The organism is Kitasatospora sp. NPDC002551, assembly GCF_040296005.1.
Taxonomy (GTDB): Bacteria; Actinomycetota; Actinomycetes; order Streptomycetales; family Streptomycetaceae; genus Kitasatospora.
Genome location: NZ_JBEOWI010000005.1, coordinates 53297 through 70837, shown reverse-complemented (window position 1 = coordinate 70837; position 17541 = coordinate 53297). Strand labels below are relative to the sequence as shown.

The following is a 17541-nucleotide window of genomic DNA, read 5'->3' as shown; positions in this document are numbered from 1 at the left end:
CTGGGGGAAGACTATGTCCGCACACCCCGCCGCCCCCGCACGGGAGGCCTTCCTCGCCGCCTACGACGAGGCCCTCTCCCGCTGGCCCCTCCCCGTCGAGGCGCTCACCGTCCCCACCCCGTACGGCGCCACCCGGGTCAACGCCTGCGGTCCGCGCGGCGGCCGCCCGCTCGTCCTGCTGCACGGCGGCGGCGCCACCGCCACCTGCTGGTCCGCCACCGCCGCCGGCCTCGCCGGAGCCGGCCACCGACTGCTCGCCGTCGACCTCGTCGGCGATCCGGGCCGCAGCACCCTCGACCGCCCCCGCCTCGCCGGCCTGCCCGACCTGCTCGGCTGGCTGGACGCCGTCCTCGACGGACTGGACGTGCCCGCCGCCGACCTGGCCGGCCACTCCTACGGCGGGTGGATCGCGCTGCGCTACGCCCTGCGCGCCCCCGCCCGGGTCCGGCGGCTCGCGCTGCTCGACCCGACCCGGTGCTTCGCCGGCTACCGCGCCCGCTACCTGCTGCGCGCCCTGCCGCTGCTGCTCCCGCCGCGCCGCGCCGCCAAGGCCCGCGGCTACCTCGACTGGGAGTCCGGCGGCACCGGCCTCGACCCGGCCTGGCGCGAGCTCTACGCCCTCGGCTACGCCGGCTTCCCCGCCGCCCGCCCCGTCACCGGCCCCCGCCCGGGTGCGACGGAGCTGCGCGCGCTGACCGCCCCCACCCTCGTCCTGCTCGCCGAACGGAGCCGCACCCACGACGCCCGCGCCGTCGCCGCCCGCGCCCGCCGGGCCCTGCCCGACGCCTCGGTCGCCGTCCTGCCCGACGCCTCCCACCACACCCTGCTGACGGCCCACCCGGACGAGGTGACCCGCCGCCTCACCGCCTTTCTGGCACCCGGCCACCCCTGACGCGGGACCGGAGGAAAACCGGGTTGCCGTTCCCGGGCGGCCGGCCGGAGGATCTCCTCCTGTGACGACTGCCGAGAAGACGTTCGACACCGCGAGGCCGGTCGCGCTGGTGACCGGCGTGGGCCGGTCCGTCGGCATCGGCGCGGGAATCGCCCGCCGGCTGGCCGAGGCGGGCTGGAACATCGCCTTCACCTACTGGACGCCGTACGACGCGCGCATGGCCTGGGGCGTCGAGGCGGACGCCGCGGCGACCATCGCCGGGGCCCTGGAGGGACGGGGTGCCGACACCGTCGCGGTCGAGGCGGACCTGGCCGACCCCGAGGCGCCGGGGCGGGTCTTCGACCGGGCCCAGGGCAGGCTCGGCCCGGTCACCGCGTTGGTGATGTGCCACTGCGAGTCGGTGGACTCAGGCCTGCTCGACACCACCGTGGAGAGCTTCGACCGCCACTTCGCCGTCAACGCGCGTGCCACCTGGCTGCTGATCCGGGAGTTCGGCCGTCGCTTCGCCGGCGCTCCGGGAAGCGGACGGGTGATCGCCCTCACCAGCGACCACACCGTCGGCAACCTGCCCTACGGGGCCAGCAAGGGCGCGCTCGACCGGATCACCCTGGCCGCCGCCCACGAACTCGCCCACCTCGGGATCACCGCCAACGTGATCAACCCGGGCCCGGTCGACACCGGCTGGATGTCCGACGACATCCGCGACCACGTCCTGAGCCGGACGCCCCTGGGGCGCCTGGGCAGCCCTCAGGACACCGCCGACCTGGTGGACTTCCTCTGCTCACCGCGGGGCCGGTGGATCAACGGCCAGTTGCTGAAGAGCAACGGCGGTCTCGCCGGCTGAGCCGCCGGCCTGCGCCGACCACGCGGCCGGATCAGTAGATCAGGTACCCCGGCCGGTGCCCCTCGTCCTCGATCTCCCCGTCGGCCTGGGCCCGCAGCTTGCGGGACAGCGCCTCCAGCGCGCGCGAGGCCGCGACCTCCTCGCCGATCCTGGCGAGCGGGCGGTCGTCCACGCTCCTGGTCGACTCCCCGTGCGCGGTGAGGCCCGGGGCCCGGGCTCCGGTCAGCCTCGCCTGGCATCCGGTGTGGACGCCGTCCTCCTCGAAGCTCAGCTCCACATCCCACTGGTTGTGCATGGCCGCACCTCCTGGCGCCGCCCCCGTCGCGCCTGATCGGGCCGGTACGGGCGGTGCTCCGCGGCGTCCGCCCACACCAGCGTGCGCCTCCCCGCACGGCGGGGGCAAACCGGGCACCGGGCCCCGCGCGGGCCGCCCGTGCGACGCGGTCACCGCACCGCCCCGACCGCCCGCGACCCGCCGGGCGGGGCCGCTCCACGGGTCGGCGCCCCACCCCGGCGGTAGGCTGACCCCAACGCGCCGATGCCGCGGGACACCCCGCTCCGGACCACCGGGCCGCGCGGCCGGAGCCGCCCGGGGCGCCGTCCCCGGAGCCCGGCGGCGGTGCGGTGCGGTGCGGTGCGGTCAACAACCCTCGGGTGGTTCCTCCGTGGCGGTCTTCATCCTGGCGCTGAGCGCCGCCTGCTTCCTGGGTCTGGGATTCGTCCTCCAGCAGCACGCGGCGCAGCAGGCCCCGCGTGCCGACCTGCTGCACTGGCGCCTGCTGCTGGACCTGCTGCGGATGCCGCAGTGGCTGCTCGGCACCGGTTTCATGATCACCGGGCTGATCCTGTCCGCGCTCGCCCTCAACCACGGCGAGGTCTCGCTCGTCGAACCGCTGCTCGCCACCAACCTCATCTTCGCGATGGCGCTCGCGCGGGTGCTCACCCGCCAGACGCTCGGCCGCTCCGGCTGGGCCGGGGTGCTGTTGCTGGCGCTCGGGGTGACGGCGTTCATCGTGGCGGGCCGTCCTAGCGGCGGCGGCCCGCCGGCCGGCGAACTGCGGCACTGGCTGGTCGTCGGCACGGTGGTCGGGCTGACGCTGCTGCTGATCTCCACGGCCCGCCGGCTGCCGCTGTTCGAGGAGGCGACGGTGCTCGCCCTGGCCGCCGGTCTGCTCTACGGGCTCCAGGACGCGCTCACCCGCACCACCACCCAGCGGCTCGACCACGAGGGGCTGCAGGCCGTGCTGCGCAGCTGGCAGCCGTACGCGGTGGTGGCGGCGGGGGTGGTCGGGCTGCTGCTGGTCCAGAGCGCCTTCGAGGCCGCGCCGCTGCGGATGTCGCTGCCCGCGCTGACGGCCGCCCAGCCGATCACCGGGATCGCCTGCGCGGTGGGGTTCCTCGGTGACCGCCTCCGGGTCACCCCCGGCGCCCTGGCCTGGCAGGCGGCCGGGCTGGTGGCGATCGTGGTCGGCGTGGTGGTGATCGGCCGCCACCCGGCCCTGCCCGGCACCGTCGGCGACGTCCTGGAGTCCACCGGCGAAGTCCCGGAGAACGCCGCCGAGGACTCTGCCGAGGACTCCGACGACGACGCGGACGACGCGGACGCCGACGCGGCTGCCGAGGGCCCGCCCGGCGAACGGACCCACGACCGGCCCCGCGACCGACCCGCCGACCCCGACTGACCGGCCGCAGGAGCCCCCATGTGCTGGAGTGCCCGGGCGGACCTCGTCGTCGGCGGCGCGGTGACGGCCGTCGGCGTCCTCTGCCTGGTCCGCACCCACCGGGCGGGCCGGCCGGAACGCCTGCCGCTCGCCGCGCTCCCGCTCGTCCTCGGCGTGCACCAGCTGATCGAGGCCGCGGTCTGGCTCGGCGCCGACGGCGACCTGCCCGCCGGCCCGGCCACTTGGGCCCGCACGGCCTGGGCGGTGATCGCCCTGCCCCTGCTCCCCCTCCTGGTCCCGGTCGGCGTGCGCCGCGCGGCCCTCGACGCGGGCCGCGCCCGGCGGCGGCTGCTCACCGCGCTGGTCCTCCTCGGCATCCTGGTGGCCGTGCCGCTGGCCCACGCCGTCGCCACCCACCCGGTCGCCGCCACCGCCCACGCCCACACCCTCGACTACCGCATCGGCGTCCCCCACCCCGCCCTGCTCCTGGCGGGCTACCTCCTGGCCACCGTCGGCGCCCTCCTGCTCAGCGGCGACCGCGTCCTGCGCCGCCTCGGCGTGCTCACCGCAGGCGCCGCCCTCCTCTGCGCCCTGCTCTGGCGGCTGGCCTACATCTCCACCTGGTGCGCCCTCGCCGCCCTGGCCTCCGCCCTGCTCCTGCACTGGACCTCCGCCCCCGAGCGTCAGCGCCGCGAGGGCGACTGACGCACAGGAATCCGGTCGCGGCACGGATCACCGGCCGAGGCCGAGGGGGAAGGGTCCATGAGAACGCTGCCCGCCGTGACCGGCCTCGACGACTTCGACGCCCTGGTCGTGCGGACCGACCACCGGGACGAAGCGAGCGGGCAGGCGGTGGCGGCGGAGCTGGCCAGGCCCTGGGGCGACCGGCACTACGCTCCGACGAGAACCTGGCGGTCGTCTTCCTCGCCGACCGCACGACGATGCTGGGGGGCGGCCCGGGATCGCCCCGACGGGTCACGGCGGAGATGGTGAGCCCACCCGCCGACCGGGACAGCGGCGGACACTCGGTCCGGCCGTCGGCCGGCCCTCCGACGAAGGTCACCAGGACGGTGATCGAGTTCGGGAGCGGGGTAGCGGGCGTCTCCACCACCGCCTTGTCGCTCGGGGCCGCCGCGTGCCCCAGGCTGCCGCGGCCCGCGAAGGCGGCGGCGTTGCGCGCACACCGGTCCGCGCACGTCCCCGGGCCGCGTCCGAGCGGTCGCCGCACCGTGTCGGTCCGTGCCCCGACGGTGTCGGCGCGCATCAGCCCGAACCCCTCCATGACCGCGTCGGCCGGCGCGTGGAGGGCTCCCCCGGGGCGGCGGGACCGGACGGCCGCCGCCCGCTGATCGACGTCAGCGACGGCTCAGATAGGTGAGGACGGCGAGGACGCGGCGGTGACCGCTGTCGGCCGGCGAGAGGCCGAGCTTGGCGAAGATGTTGCCGATGTGCTTGTGGACGGCGTTGTCGGTGATCACCAGCCGGGCCGCGATCGTGGCGTTGTCCTTGCCCTCGGCCATCAGGGCGAGGACCTCGCGTTCGCGCGGGGTGAGGACGGCGGTCGGGTCGTGCGCGGGGCGGGTCAGGAGCTGCCCGATCACCTCGGGGTCCATGACGGTGCCGCCGGCGGCGACCCGCCGCAGCGCGTCGACGAACTCGCCCACCCGGCTCACCCGGTCCTTGAGGAGGTAGCCGACGCCGCCGCGCCCGTCGGAGACCAGCTCGCCGGCGTACTGCTGCTCGACGTACTGGGAAAGGACGAGCACGGGCAGGCCGGGGTGCTCGCGGCGGGCGCGGATCGCGGCGTGGATGCCCTCGTCGCGGAAGCCCGGCGGCAGCCGGACGTCGACGATGGCGACGTCCGGCCGGTGTTCGGTGACGGCGGCGACGAAGCCGGGGGCGTCCCGGGTGATCGCGGCGACCTCGAAGCCCTTGGCCGTCAAAAGGAGTTCCAGCCCGCTGGACAACAGGACGTTGTCCTCGGCGATCACGACCCGCACGGCAGGCTCACCTTCATCGTGGTCGGGCCGCCGCCGGGGCTGTGGAGGTGGACGGTGCCGTCGAGAGCCCGGGCCCGGTGGCGGATTCCGGCGATGCCGCTGCCCTGCGACTCGTCGGCGCCGCCGACCCCGTCGTCGGTGACCTCGACCGACAGCCGGTCGTCCTCACGGGCCACGCGCACGGTGGTCCGGGTGGCCCGGCTGTGCTTGGCGGCGTTGGTGAGCGCCTCGGCGATCGCGAAGTAGGCCACCGCCTCGACCGCGGCGGGGACCGTGCCGAGGGCGCCGACGTCGAGGGTGGTGTCGATCGCCGAGCGGGACCCCAGCGCGGAGAGCGCCCCGGCGAGGCCCCGGTCCGCGAGGATCGGCGGGTAGATCGTCCGGATCACCGCACGGAGCTCCGCCATCGCCTCCTCGGTGTTCTCCTGCGCCTCCGCCAGGAGGCCGGCCACCGTCGCGGGGTCCTCGTCCAGCAGCTCGCGGGCCACGCCCAGCCGCATCGCGATGGCCACCAGCCGGGCCTGGGTGCCGTCGTGCAGGTCGCGTTCGATCCGGCGGAGTTCCGCGCCGTGCGCCTTCAGCGCGCCGGCCCGCGTCTCGGTCAGCGTCTCCACCCGCCGCGCCAGCCGCTCGGCGGCCGACGGGGACAGCAGCGCGACACAGGTCCGGGCGTGCAGGCGGGCCAGCCGCGGCGCGAGCCAGCGGGTCAGGGCGGCGAGCAGGACCGCCTGGGCGGTCCCCAGGGTCAGCGCCGTCCCCCACCCCGACAGCGGGACACCGGCGCCGAAACCGCCCGCGCGGGTGCCGTCGGGCAACGCCCACCACAGGGGCACCGTGACGGCCGTGCTCACCGCGTTGCCCGCACAGAGCACCATGACGATGCCGAACGCCAGACTGCCCACGGTGCAGGCGGCCAGCCATCCGAGCACCCGCCGCGCACCGACCCGGACGGGGCCGGAGGCCGGGGCGAGCAGCAGCCGGTCGGCGCGCCGGCGGTGCCAGGACGCCCAGGCGCGGGCCGGCCCCGGCACGAGGAGTACGGGTAACGCGACCAGGGCGACCACGGCGGCGCACAGGCTTCCCAGGAGATACCCCAGAGCACGCCACATCGCCGAAAGCCCGCCCGCCCCGTGATCGTTCACCCGCACAAGTCTGGGCCATCGGGACCGGGCCCGGCACTACAGCCCACTACCCCTTTTTCCCACCCGTGGGCGGTACCGCCCACCCGCCCCGACCGGACCTAGCGTCAGGACCCATGACGAGTTCACCGATTCCTCCCGCCCGGCGGACCGGCCGGTGGAGCCTGGCGCTGGCCGCCGTCGCGGCCGGCGCCCTCTCCACCGGTGCTCCCGGCGCGACGGCCGCCCCGCAGCACGACGACCGCGCCCAGCTCCGCCTCCGGCTCCAGCGCGACGCCGACGCGCTCACCGCGCTCGGCGTGACGGGAGTCCAGGCCCGCCTGGCCATCGCCGACGGCCGGACCGTGACCGCCACCAGCGGCGTCGCCGATCCGACGACCCGACGGCCGGTCCCCGGGGACGGCCACTTCCGGATCGCCAGCGTCACCAAGGCGTTCGTGGCGACCGTCGTCCTGCAACTCACCGGCGAGCACCGGCTCTCCCTGGACGACCCGGTCGAACAGTGGCTGCCCGGTGCGGTCTCCGGCAACGGCAACGACGGCCGCGCGATCACCGTTCGCCATCTGCTCCAGCACACCGGCGGCCTCCACGACGACTATCCGGACTACACCTCGGCGGAGGACTTCGCCCGGCACCGGTACGACACCTCCACACCCGAGCAGACCGTCGCCCGGGCGATGCGGCACCGCCCGGACTTCCTGCCCGACGACAAGACCTGGGGCTACTCCAACACCGGCTACGTCCTGCTCGGCATGATCATCGAGCGGGCCACCGGGCACCCCTGGCACGAGGAGGTGCGGGACCGGATCGTCCGGCCCCTCGGCCTCGCCCACACCTTCCGGCCGGGCAGCTCGCCCGCCCTGCCCCGGCCGCACGCCCGGACCTACCAGCGGTTCGCGGCCGGCGAGCCGCCGGTGGACGTCACCGAGCAGGTCGGCCCGGGCATCAACGGCGAGGCCGGACTCGTCTCCACCACCGCCGATCTCAACCGGTTCTTCCGCGCCCTGCTCGGCGGCCGGCTCCTGGCCCCGGCGCAGTTGGAGCTGATGACCCGGACGGTGGAGATCAGCGAGCAGTACGAGCGGTTCATGCCGGGCGCCCGGGACGGGCTGGGGATCTTCTCGCGCCCACTGACCTGCGGCGGGGTGTACTGGGGCCACGAGGGCGGCGACGCCGGCTGGATCACCGCCACCGGCGTCACCGGCGACGGCCGGCGCAGCGTCACGGTCTCCCTGTCGGGCGTCATCGCCGATTCCGAGGACGCCGTCCTGCGCGTGGCCGAGGCCGAGAACCGGCTGGTCGACGACGCCCTCTGCGCGGGCACGACGGCGACGACCGAGGACCGGCGGCACTGAAGCGCCGTCAGGCCGACCACCGGATCGTGGCCGCCCCGGCGCCCCCGCGCCGTCACTCCGCCGGCTCTCCGGCCGCCGCGCGCACCGGCGCGGGCGGCGGCGATGCAGACGGCGCCGGCAAGGCGGGCGACGCGGGCGGGGCGGGCGACGCCCCGGCGTGACCGCGCTCGCGGTCCATCTCCCGCCACTCCGGTCGCAGCCCGGACAGGGTCGTGGTGGCGAAGTACAGCGCGCCGGCCCCGAGCAGCACCGGTATCAGCCCCGTCATCGTCACCAGCGCACCGGCCAGCAGGCCGCCCAGCGGGATCCCGGCCCAGGCGAGCGAGTCCCCCAGGGCGTTGACCCGCCCGAGCAGGTGGCGCGGCACCCGCTCGAACAGGACGGCGCCGAGGATCGGGTTGATGAACCCGGAACCGAAGCCGCCCACCACGAACACCACCAGCACCACGCTGATCGGCACGTCCAGGGCCAGCACGACGAACCTCGGGGCCCCCGTGAGCAGGAAGCCGACGAAGTACACCGTGCGCCGTGGCAGCCGGTGGGCGACCGCCGCCGCGATCAGGCTGCCGGCCACCGCCGCGACCCCCCAGACCGTCCCGGTCAGGCCGATCGCGCCCGGGCCGCCACCGGTCTCCTGGGCCCAGACGGGGACCAGTACGGCCACGAACGCCACGTCCAGGAGGTTGGTCACCGAGATCATCACGATGATCGTCATCAGCAGCGGGTCGCGCCGCAGGAAGGCGAAGCCCTCCCGGAACAGCTGCCAGTAGCCGGCCGGCCGCTCCTCCTCGCCGGCGCCGGCCGGGGGCGGTACGGCGGCGCGGCCCGCCCCGGCCGGCAGGGCGACGGCGATGACCAGCGAGCCGAGCGCGAAGGCGATCGCATTGGCCGTCAGACCGGCCATCGGACCGAGCAGGGCGACCAGCCCGCCGCCGACCGCCGGGCCGGCCGTGGTGGCCAGCCGCTCGGTCACCCCGGACAGGCCGGTGGCCCGCTCCAGCGGGATCCGGCCCAGCTCGGCAGCCTCGGGAACCATGACCTCCTTGGCGAGGTCCCCCGGGCCGCGGGCGGCGCCGATCACCGCGACCATCACCAGCAGCAGCCAGAACGGCAGCAGCCCCAGGGCGTGCAGCAGCGGCACGAGGCCGGCCGCGACGGCGCTCACCGCGTCCGTGGTCCAGGAGACCGTCCGCGGCCCGAGGCGGTCGACCACCGGGCCGGTGAGCGCCTTGACCAGCACGTAGGGCGCCATTTCGACGAACGCGACCACACCGGTCATCGTGGCGCTGCCGGTGGTGGCGAGCACGAACCACGGCAGGGCGATCGCCGACACCCTCGTCCCGGTCAGCGAGACGGCCATCGCCGTGAGCACGCCGGCCAGCGGCCGCAGGCTGCGCGGCGCGGGCACGCCCTCCGCGGCCGGTGAGGGGACGGAGACCCGGGCGGTCATGACCGCCCCGCCGGCTCGTCACCGGCCGCGCCGCGCTGCGGCTCGGGCAGCACCTGGACGACCACGGCCACCCGGTCCGTGCCCTCCGGCCCGGGCGCCGCCGGATCGACCCGGCGGTAGCGGGCGATCACCGCCGACAGCTCCCCGGCCAGGGACCGGGCCTCCGCCGGGGTGAGCTGGAGCACCATGTCGCTGAGGTCCAGCGCGTGGCGCCACTCCACCGGCATGGTCTCGTACGCGTTGAGCGCCGTCTGGGTGGTCAGGGTGTGCGCCGCCGCGATCGAGCGCAGATAGCCGGCCGCCGCCTCCGGCTCCTGCTCCGCGAGGTCGGTGTCCGTCCACCACGTCACCTGGTGGACCGCCTTCCACCAGCGGTCGCGGGCGTTGCCGCGCTCGGTGTCCTCGGCGACGAAGCCGGAGGCCGCCAGCTGGCGGAGGTGGTAGCTGGTCGCGCCGGAGTTCAGCCCCAGCTGCTCGGCCAGCCTGGTGGCGGTGGACGGGCCGTTCTTGCGCAGCAGCCCGATCAGCCGCACGCGCACGGGGTGGGCCAGGGCCCGCAGCCCCTTGGCGTCGATCACGACGTCGGTCTGCGGATCCGGACTGTGCGGCCACCTTCGGTCATCGGTCATGGCAGCACGATAGAACCGCAAAGGATCCTTCGCAAAGGGTTTTTGCGAAGAACTCTTTGCGGATTCGAACTCAGTCCCGCGCCACGCTCAGCACCACGACCACCGTGAGCCCGCCGCCGGGCGTCTGCTCGACCATCAGCCGGCCCCCGGCCGCCCGGACCAGGCCCGCCATCGACGCCCCCATCCGCTCGGCCCCGCCGCCGTACCCCCCGGCGCCGTCCGCCCCGCCGAACAGCCAGCGCCGCGCCTCCGGCGGCTGGGACGCGCCCCGGTCCACCACCCGCAGCTCGACCCGGGCCGGCTCCACCCCCCACGGATCCGACCCGCCGAAGAACGCAGCGAACCCGGCCCCCGACGACCCCGCCCCCGACGACCCGGCCCCGGCCGTCCCGTCCCCGCCGCCCGACCCGCGCCGCCCGCCGGACCGGCCGTCCGGCCCCGGCAAAGGATCGGCCCGCACCAGGACCCGGGCCCCCGGCGGATTGCGGCGGATCGCGTGGTCCACCAGCCCGGCCAGCGCCGCCTCCAGCCGTACGGAGTCCGCGACCACCACCGGCAGCCCCACCGGGACCCGCGCGGTCACCGTCGCCGCCCGCCCGCCGCCCCGCAGCACCCGCCCCACCAGCTCGGCCGGCTGCACGTGCCGCGCGTCCGGCACGCAGCCGCCGGCCCGGTCCGTCCAGCGCAACCGTTCCAGCTCCGGACGGGTCAACAGCTGCGGCCCCGCCATGCCGCCGGGCCCGGGACGCCCCGGCCCGCCCGCGCCCGGCCTCCCGGCCACACCGCCGACCACCCCCGCGCGCCCGTCCGCTTCCGGCCGCCCGCCCCCGCCGACGCCCTTGAGCAGCCGCGCGCCCGCCAGCGCCCCGGACCGCCCGAGCGGGCCGAGCCCACCCAGCGCCCGGGCGCCCGACGCGACGTAGCCCCAGAGCCTTCCGCCTGCCATCGCCATTGCCCCTCGTCCCGCACGGACCGGACGCGCCGCCACCGCGGCGGCCCGGTGCGGGCCGCTTCCCCGGCCCTGCGCCAAGCCTGCGCTTCCGCCGCCCGGGTGACAATCCGGCCCCGGGGCCCCGGGAGCCACTGCCACCCCTCCGACCAGCGGGGCCGTCACCCCCCGACCGGCGGGAGCACCGCACCGGCGCGCGCCCTCCGCCGTGCGCCCCCGAACCCGTCCGCCGGCCCACCGACGCACCGGGCCAACGGCCCTCGACCGCCCGGCCTGTTCAGCCCGGCCCGTTCAGCCCGGCGAACCTAGACTGACCCCATGGCCCGGCTCAACGACAAGGTCAGGGAACTGCTCCAGGAGTACGCCGACCTGATCTCGATCACCGGTGGCGACGCCTTCCGCGCCCGCGCCTACGAGAAGGCCGCCCGGGCGGTCGGCGGCCATCCCGAGGACATCGACGGCCTCGACGTCAAAGGGCTCCAGCAGATCCCGGGCGTCGGCAGGTCCACCGCCGAGAAGATCGCCGAGTACCTCGCCGACGGGCGGATCGGGGCGCTGGAGGAGCTCCGGGCCAGGATCCCGGCCGGGGTCCGCGCGATGATGTCCGTCCCCGGCGTCGGCCCGAAACGCGCCCTCGCCCTCTACCGCGACCTCGGCATCGCCTCCGTCGAGGAACTCGCCGAGGCGATCCGCGAAGACCGGCTGAGCGAGGTGCCCGGCCTCGGCGAGCGCAGCGGCGAGAAGATCCTGCACGGCATCGAGCTGATGCGGCAGTCCGGCGGCCGGACCCTGCTGGACGCCGCCACCGCGCTGGCCGACCAGCTCGTCACGGCGCTGCGGGCCGTCCCGGGGTGCACCCGCTGCGCGTACGCGGGCTCGCTGCGCCGGATGCGCGAGACGGTCGGCGACATCGACGTGCTGGCCACCGCCGAGGACTCGGCGCCGCTGATGACCGCGCTCGCCGGGCTCCCCTTCGTGGCCGAGGTGATCGGCACCGGGCCGACCAAGACCTCGGTGCGCACCACGGACGGCGTCCAGGTGGACCTGCGGGTGGTCCCCGAGGAGGACTGGGGCGCGGCGCTGGTGTACTTCACCGGCTCGAAGGCGCACAACATCAAGCTGCGGACGATGGCGGTCCGGGCCGGGCTGAAGCTCTCCGAGTACGGGCTGTTCCGGGTGGAGGGCGGCGAGAAGGTCGTCTCGGAGAGCGAGGAGGAGGTGTACGCGGCGCTCGGCCTGCCCTGGATCGCGCCGCCGCTGCGCGAGGACCGCGGGGAGATCGAGGCCGCGCTGCGCGGTGAGCTGCCGGAGCTGGTGACCGAGCAGGACCTCCGCGGCGACCTGCACACCCACACCGACCTGACCGACGGGCTGGCCACGCTGGAGGAGATGATCGACACCGCGGCCGCCCGCGGCTACGCGTACTTCGCGGTCACCGACCACGCGCCCGACCTGGTGATGCAGCGGATGACCGACGAGAAGATGCTCGCCCAGCGGGAGCGGCTGCGCGAACTGGCCGGACGCCACCGGCGGATGCGGCTGCTGCACGGCACCGAGCTGAACATCGGACCGGACGGCACGGTGGACTGGCCGGCCGGGTTCCTCGCCGGGTTCGACGTCTGCGTGGCCTCCGTCCACTCCCACTTCGGCGCCGACCGCGACGCCCAGACCCGCCGGCTGATCCGGGCCTGCGAGAACCCGCACGTCCACGTCATCGGCCACCTCACCACCCGGCGGATCGGCCGGCGCGGGCCGATCGACGTCGACCTCGACGCCGTCTTCGCGGCCGCCGCCCGGACCGGCACCGCGATCGAGATCAACAGCTCGCCCCAGCGCCTCGACCTGCGGGACGAGGACGTGCTGCGGGCCAAGCGCCACGGCGTGAAGTTCGCGATCGACAGCGACGCGCACGCCACCCCGCACCTCGCCTACCCCCGGTACGGGATCGGCACGGCGCAGCGCGCCTGGCTGACCACCGAGGACGTGATCAACACCTGGACGTGGCAGCGTCTGAAGCGGTTCCTGCGCAAGGACGCGCTGCGCGGCTGACCCCCCCCGGGCACCCGGTGTCCGATCGAAGGGGATTTTTCGCATTCGTGGGGAATTCTTCCCGGAGCCCCCTGGTGCATCCGCCGTCACCGGCGCATGATGGGAAGTGGACCTGCGGGGTCAGAGGAAGTTCGACCGCAGGAGGCAGTGGCGACAGATCCAGAAGGATCAGGGTCTGCCGCTGGTACCTCGGTCGACGATCGAACCTACACGGCCGGAGGAGCGATCCGGAGGCCGATCTCGACCCCGCAGGTTCCGTCCGCCCCGATCGCGCCGCCCCGATCACGCCTCACGGCGCGGAGGGCACCGCGTACCCCATCTCCCAGGCGTGCACGGCGATGCCGACCCGGTTCTGCACCCCGAGCTTGCGCTGGATGCTCGCCACATGCGTCTTGACCGTGCCCGGGGAGATGAACAGCTCGGCGGCGATGTCCGCGTTGGTCCGCCCGGCCGCGACCTGGCCGGCGATCTCCACCTCGCGTTCGGTCAGCGGCGCCGCCGGGGCCGAGCGGCGGTCCACCCGCCGGGGCGCGGTGACGTGCTGCAGCAGCCGCACGGTGACCGACGGACTGATCAGGCTCTCCCCGCCCGCCGCCGCCCGGACCGCCTCGGCCAGCAGCGCCGGGCCGGACCGTTTCAGCAGGAACCCGGAGGCCCCGTGCCGCAGGGCCGGGTAGACGTACTCGTCGAGGTCGAAGGTGGTCAGCACCACCACCCGCACCGGCGTCACCGCCCCGGGTGCGGCCAGCCGCCTGGTCAGCTCCAGACCGTCCATCCGGGGCATCCGGATGTCCACCAGCGCGACGTCCGGGCGCAGTTGGGCCGCGAGTTCGAGCGCGGCGAGCCCGTCGGCCGCCTCGCCGACGACGGTGATGTCGGGCTGGGCCTCCAGGATCCGCCGCACGCCGCGGCGCACGGCCTCCTGGTCGTCGGCGATCAGCGTGCGGATGGGCTCCGGGTGAGGACTCGTCACGCACGGCAGTCTCGCACGGCCCCGCCGTGGGGCCGTGGCGCAGGGCCCCCGCACGCGCTCCCGGACTCAGGCGCTCCCGGCGCCCTTGAGGTCGGTCGCCCGGCCGTCGCGCAACACCGTGACGTGCGGCGGGACTTCGACGCGGAACCGCGCGTCGCAGTTGGCGATTCCGGAGCAACTCGCCACCAGGGTGAGCGTGTCCCCCTCCAGGGACCAGCTGGTCCGCTCCGTGCCGATCCCGTCCGCCTTGAACCAGCGGGTGACCTTGACGTCCTGACGGTCCGTCGCGACGAGGTCGGTCGGGACGTGATGCCGCGCCACGACGTTCAGGGTGCTGCCGCCGAAGCCGAAGACCGTCGACTCGGGCTCGGCGTCCCCGGCCCTGGCGCAGCCGGCGACGGCGGCCAGCAGCACGGCCAGCGCCAGGGCCGCGCCCACGACGGGCACCCGGCTCACGGGCCGCCCCGGCCGCCGCCCGCCCCGCCCCCGACGGCCCCGACGGCCCGGGGCCGACCCGGAAGCCCCCGCGGAAGCGACGGAAGCGGCGGGTACGGCGGAAACGGCGGGAACGACAGGTACAGCGGCCATGGCGGCTCCTCCTTCGACGGGCACGTCGGTCACGCCCACGAGCATCGCCTCCCGCCGCGCCGCCGCCATCTGCCGATCGGCAGATCTTCGACGCCCGTCCACGGTCCCGCCCCTACCGAACGGGCAGTTCGCAACCGGTCCGCCACCCCGACGGCCGCAGCGGCCCCGCCTCCAGCGTGCCGCCGTGCGCGGCGAGCCGTTCGGCGAGCGCCACCAGCCCGGTGCCGCCGCTGCCCGGTCGGCGCCGGAGCAGCCCCCTGACGCCCGACCGGCTCCCGCCGTCGTCGCTCACCGACACGACCACCCCGCGCACCGCGCCCCCGTCGCCACCCGTCCGCACCTCCACCCGCACCACCGCCTCGGCGGCGCCGGGCGCGTGCCGCCGCACATTGGTGAGCGCCTCCAGCACCGCCGCGTACGCGGCGGCCTCCGCCTCCCCGGAGAGCAGGCCCGCGGCCTCCGGTGCCGCCTCCAGCCGGGCCCGGACCGGCCCGGTCCCGCCGAACCGTTCCACCAGCTCCGGCAGGTCCGCCAGCCCGTACACCCGGGTGGCACCGGCCGCCGCCACCGGGGAGCGCGACTCTCCCCCGTCCTCGCGCGGCTCCCGCAGCGCGCCGACCATCGCGTCCATCGAGTCCAGCGCGCGCAGCCCGGACTCCTCCAGCCGCCGCAGCAGCGCGGCCGTCTCCTCCGGCGTCTGGCCCGGCAGTTGCCCGGCCTGCGCCTCCAGCACGATGCCGGTGACCTCGTGCGCGACGAAGTCGTGCAGCCCGCGCGCCACCTCCAGCCGCTGCTCGCGCCGGGCCCGGTCGACCGCCCGCTCGCGCCGCACGTCCTGCACCCGCAGGTAGAGGGCCACCCCGACCACCACGGTCAGCGGCAGCAGCGAGAGCAGCAGGACGGCCACCGCGCCGGACCAGCCACCCTGCGGGCTCCGGAGGATCCAGCGCAGCGGTACGGCCAGGACCGCCGCGACCGTCAGCACGCCCGCCGCGACCGCCCACCGGCCCCGGGAACGCCGGGCCACCCGCCCCGCCAGCACCAGCAGCGCCGTCCACTCGAACGGCAGCCAGAACGCGGGCAACCGGTACGGGCCCGGGTAGCCGAGGTCGAGCAGCAGCGAGAGTGCCGCCACCCCGCCCGCCGCCCCCGCGAGCGTCACCCGCCGCGACGGCCACGGCGCCGCCGCCACCAGCGCCGCCACGGCAGCCGTCACCGCCAGGAGCAGCGCGGCCCCGCGCTGCCCCGGGTGCGCCAGCACGACGGGCAGGAGCGCGAACAGCGCCGCCACCGGCGCCGCCGGCCGCCGCAGCCCGGCGAACCGGCCGGCCGGACCACCCCGCTCGCTCACGGCAACGCGGATGCCGTGAACGGGGGATGCGCTGGCGGACCGGCCCGGGGACCGGTCCGCCGAGGATTCGGCAGGCATGCGTCCGAGCCTATGCTCCGCTCCCCCGGCCACGCTGACGCGGGCCACCCCCCGGGGGGGGAGGCGGAAATCCTCCCCGGGCAGGGGCAAGCCCCCACCACAGCGGGAGGTGTGACGGCCGGCGGGCGGGCACGGTGGTGCGTGACCGAACGGGCGGAACGAACCGCCCTCCCCGCTCCACCTCCGGCCCAGGAGAGGACCGACCCGATGCGCTTCCGCCCGACCACCACCGCCCGCGCCGCCCGCGCCGCCTCCGCCACCGCGCTCTGCCTGCTCGCGACGGTCGCCGCCGCGGCACCCGCCTCCGCCGCGGAGGGCTCCGGCGCGGCCTCCTCCTCCGCCCGGCTGCGGGGCAGCGGCGGAGCCACCCTCACCAAGGACTTCCGCGGCATGGAGGGCGATGCCGTCCACTTCGAGATCGACGCCCGGACGGACCTCAACAACGCCCCCGGCCACGCCCGGGGCCACTTCCACGTCACCCACCACCGCCCCGACGGCGCGCTCGTCGCCGACTTCGAGGGCGACCTCACCTGCCTCGCCGTGGGCGGACGGACCGCGATCGCCACCGGTGTGATCACCAGTGGCACCGTCCCGTGGTTCCCGGACGTGCCGTTCCTGGGCTCGAAGGTCTCGCTCACCGTCCAGGACGAGGGGCGCAACGACCGCCTGGGCTGGCTCTGGGGCGCGTTCGGGACACCCGTCTCGGACTGCCAGGGCACGGTACCGTTCCTCCGGACCGACACCAGCAGCTTCACCGTCCGGGGCTGACGCCCCACCGCCCGCCGGTCCGCGCACCCGCCGCCCCACACCCCGGAGGACCGGTCCGATGAGCGAAGCGCCCGACTACGGCCGGCTCGCCGCCCTCGGCCCGTACTTCGCCCTGGACGCCGCCGGCACGCCCGGCCAGGGGCCGCCGCCGGGCCACCGACCGCTCCGGGATCTCTACGCCCCGGGCCCGGACGGGCTGTTGGCGGGCCGGGTGCAGGAGGTGGCCCGGCGGCTGGGCACCACCGAGGCCCGGGTCGCCGCCTCGACCCTGCACCTCGGCCTGGCGGCCAGGTTCTGTTCGGTGGGACTCGGCGCGGCCGCCCTGCTCGGCGAGGTGCCCGACCTGACCCCCGACCGGGCCTGGGTCCGGGTCCCCGAGCAGGGGCCGATCGATCTCTGGGTGCCGTACCGGTCCGGGTCGACGGACCGGGCTGCGCTCGCCGACCGCTTCCGGCGGACCGTCGTCGAGGGGCAGCTGGCGGAGCTGGCGGCGGCCGTCCGGGGCACGGTCCCGCTCGCCGAGGGGCTGCTGCGGGGCAACACCGCCTCCGCGCTGGCGGGCGCGCTGCGCGTGCTGGAGGCCCACCCCGCGTACGGGGCGGGCCGCACCCCGGCCCGTGCGCTCGTCGCCGAGGTGCTCGGCCGCCCACCACTGGCCGGGACCGGCGCGTTCGCCGGGGCGCCGGCCGGCCCCGCGTTCCGGCGCACCAGCTGCTGCCTGTACTACCGGGTCGGCCCGGGCGCGGGTGTCTGCGGCGACTGCTGCTTCACCCGCCCGCCGGGCCGCCGCTGACCGGGGCGCACCGGCGCCGCCG

The 17541-nt window shown here is 76.2% G+C and carries 17 protein-coding genes; 8 read left to right on the top strand and 9 right to left on the bottom strand.

What is annotated here, in order from left to right:
• Positions 1-13 precede the first annotated feature (13 nt).
• The gene (locus ABT093_RS07120; protein ID WP_350561292.1) at positions 14-892 is read left to right on the top strand and encodes an alpha/beta fold hydrolase; all 879 of its coding nucleotides are present in this window, start codon (positions 14-16) and stop codon (positions 890-892) included.
• A gap of 61 nt (positions 893-953) precedes the next feature.
• Positions 954-1736 (top strand): SDR family oxidoreductase, encoded by a 783-nt coding sequence (locus tag ABT093_RS07115; protein WP_350561290.1) that lies wholly within the window; start codon positions 954-956, stop codon positions 1734-1736.
• 31 nt (positions 1737-1767) lie between these two features.
• On the opposite strand, the gene ABT093_RS07110 is transcribed toward ABT093_RS07115, so the two are convergent.
• Positions 1768-2031 (bottom strand): dsRBD fold-containing protein, encoded by a 264-nt coding sequence (locus ABT093_RS07110; RefSeq protein ID WP_350561288.1) that lies wholly within the window; start codon positions 2029-2031, stop codon positions 1768-1770.
• Positions 2032-2401: 370 nt separating this feature from the next.
• Here ABT093_RS07110 and ABT093_RS07105 point away from each other — a divergent pair, with 370 nt between their 5' ends.
• Positions 2402-3418 carry a DMT family transporter gene (locus ABT093_RS07105; protein WP_350561286.1) on the top strand — a complete coding sequence of 339 codons (1017 nt, stop codon included), beginning with the start codon at positions 2402-2404 and terminating at the stop codon, positions 3416-3418.
• Between the two features lie 18 nt (positions 3419-3436).
• Positions 3437-4102, top strand: a complete 666-nt coding sequence (locus ABT093_RS07100) for a DUF6629 family protein (protein ID WP_350561284.1) — start codon at positions 3437-3439, stop codon at positions 4100-4102.
• A gap of 650 nt (positions 4103-4752) precedes the next feature.
• Here the strand turns inward: ABT093_RS07100 and ABT093_RS07095 are convergent.
• Together ABT093_RS07095 and ABT093_RS07090 are read right to left on the bottom strand one after the other, a co-directional pair.
• Entirely contained in the window at positions 4753-5397 is a 645-nt protein-coding gene (locus ABT093_RS07095; RefSeq protein WP_350561281.1) for a LuxR C-terminal-related transcriptional regulator, read from the bottom strand.
• Entirely contained in the window at positions 5385-6539 is a 1155-nt protein-coding gene (locus tag ABT093_RS07090) for a sensor histidine kinase (RefSeq protein ID WP_350561279.1), read from the bottom strand. The genes ABT093_RS07095 and ABT093_RS07090 overlap by 13 nt, the downstream gene beginning before the upstream one ends.
• Before the next feature lie 113 nt (positions 6540-6652).
• Here ABT093_RS07090 and ABT093_RS07085 point away from each other — a divergent pair, with 113 nt between their 5' ends.
• On the top strand, positions 6653-7891 hold the full coding sequence (locus ABT093_RS07085) for a serine hydrolase domain-containing protein (protein WP_350561277.1): 1239 nt from the start codon (positions 6653-6655) through the stop codon (positions 7889-7891).
• Positions 7892-7943: 52 nt separating this feature from the next.
• Here the strand turns inward: ABT093_RS07085 and ABT093_RS07080 are convergent, their stop codons facing one another.
• The 3 genes from ABT093_RS07080 to ABT093_RS07070 form a co-directional block, all read right to left on the bottom strand.
• A complete protein-coding gene (locus tag ABT093_RS07080; RefSeq protein WP_350561275.1) occupies positions 7944-9341 on the bottom strand; it encodes an MFS transporter in 1398 nt (465 codons plus the stop codon).
• Positions 9338-9970 (bottom strand): ArsR/SmtB family transcription factor, encoded by a 633-nt coding sequence (locus tag ABT093_RS07075; protein WP_350561273.1) that lies wholly within the window; start codon positions 9968-9970, stop codon positions 9338-9340. The genes ABT093_RS07080 and ABT093_RS07075 overlap by 4 nt, the downstream gene beginning before the upstream one ends.
• Before the next feature lie 70 nt (positions 9971-10040).
• The gene (locus ABT093_RS07070) at positions 10041-10916 is read right to left on the bottom strand and encodes a histidine kinase (RefSeq protein ID WP_350561271.1); all 876 of its coding nucleotides are present in this window, start codon (positions 10914-10916) and stop codon (positions 10041-10043) included.
• A gap of 321 nt (positions 10917-11237) precedes the next feature.
• On the opposite strand from ABT093_RS07070, the gene polX reads away from it, so the two are divergent.
• Complete coding sequence (polX, locus tag ABT093_RS07065) at positions 11238-12968, top strand: DNA polymerase/3'-5' exonuclease PolX (protein WP_350561269.1); 1731 nt, start codon at positions 11238-11240, stop codon at positions 12966-12968.
• A 289-nt stretch (positions 12969-13257) separates the two neighbouring features.
• Here polX and ABT093_RS07060 read toward each other — a convergent pair whose 3' ends face one another.
• The 3 genes from ABT093_RS07060 to ABT093_RS07050 form a co-directional block, all read right to left on the bottom strand.
• On the bottom strand, positions 13258-13941 hold the full coding sequence (locus ABT093_RS07060) for a response regulator (RefSeq protein ID WP_350561267.1): 684 nt from the start codon (positions 13939-13941) through the stop codon (positions 13258-13260).
• 66 nt (positions 13942-14007) lie between these two features.
• Positions 14008-14397 carry a hypothetical protein gene (locus ABT093_RS07055; RefSeq protein WP_350561265.1) on the bottom strand — a complete coding sequence of 130 codons (390 nt, stop codon included), beginning with the start codon at positions 14395-14397 and terminating at the stop codon, positions 14008-14010.
• Between the two features lie 244 nt (positions 14398-14641).
• On the bottom strand, positions 14642-15880 hold the full coding sequence (locus ABT093_RS07050; protein ID WP_350561263.1) for a sensor histidine kinase: 1239 nt from the start codon (positions 15878-15880) through the stop codon (positions 14642-14644).
• A 285-nt stretch (positions 15881-16165) separates the two neighbouring features.
• Between ABT093_RS07050 and ABT093_RS07045 the strand changes: the two genes are divergently transcribed.
• Positions 16166-16726: a hypothetical protein gene (locus ABT093_RS07045; protein WP_350561261.1), complete on the top strand. Its 561-nt coding sequence runs from the start codon at positions 16166-16168 to the stop codon at positions 16724-16726.
• Positions 16727-16784: 58 nt separating this feature from the next.
• Positions 16785-17519 carry a (2Fe-2S)-binding protein gene (locus tag ABT093_RS07040; RefSeq protein WP_350561258.1) on the top strand — a complete coding sequence of 245 codons (735 nt, stop codon included), beginning with the start codon at positions 16785-16787 and terminating at the stop codon, positions 17517-17519.
• Positions 17520-17541: the final 22 nt, after the last annotated feature.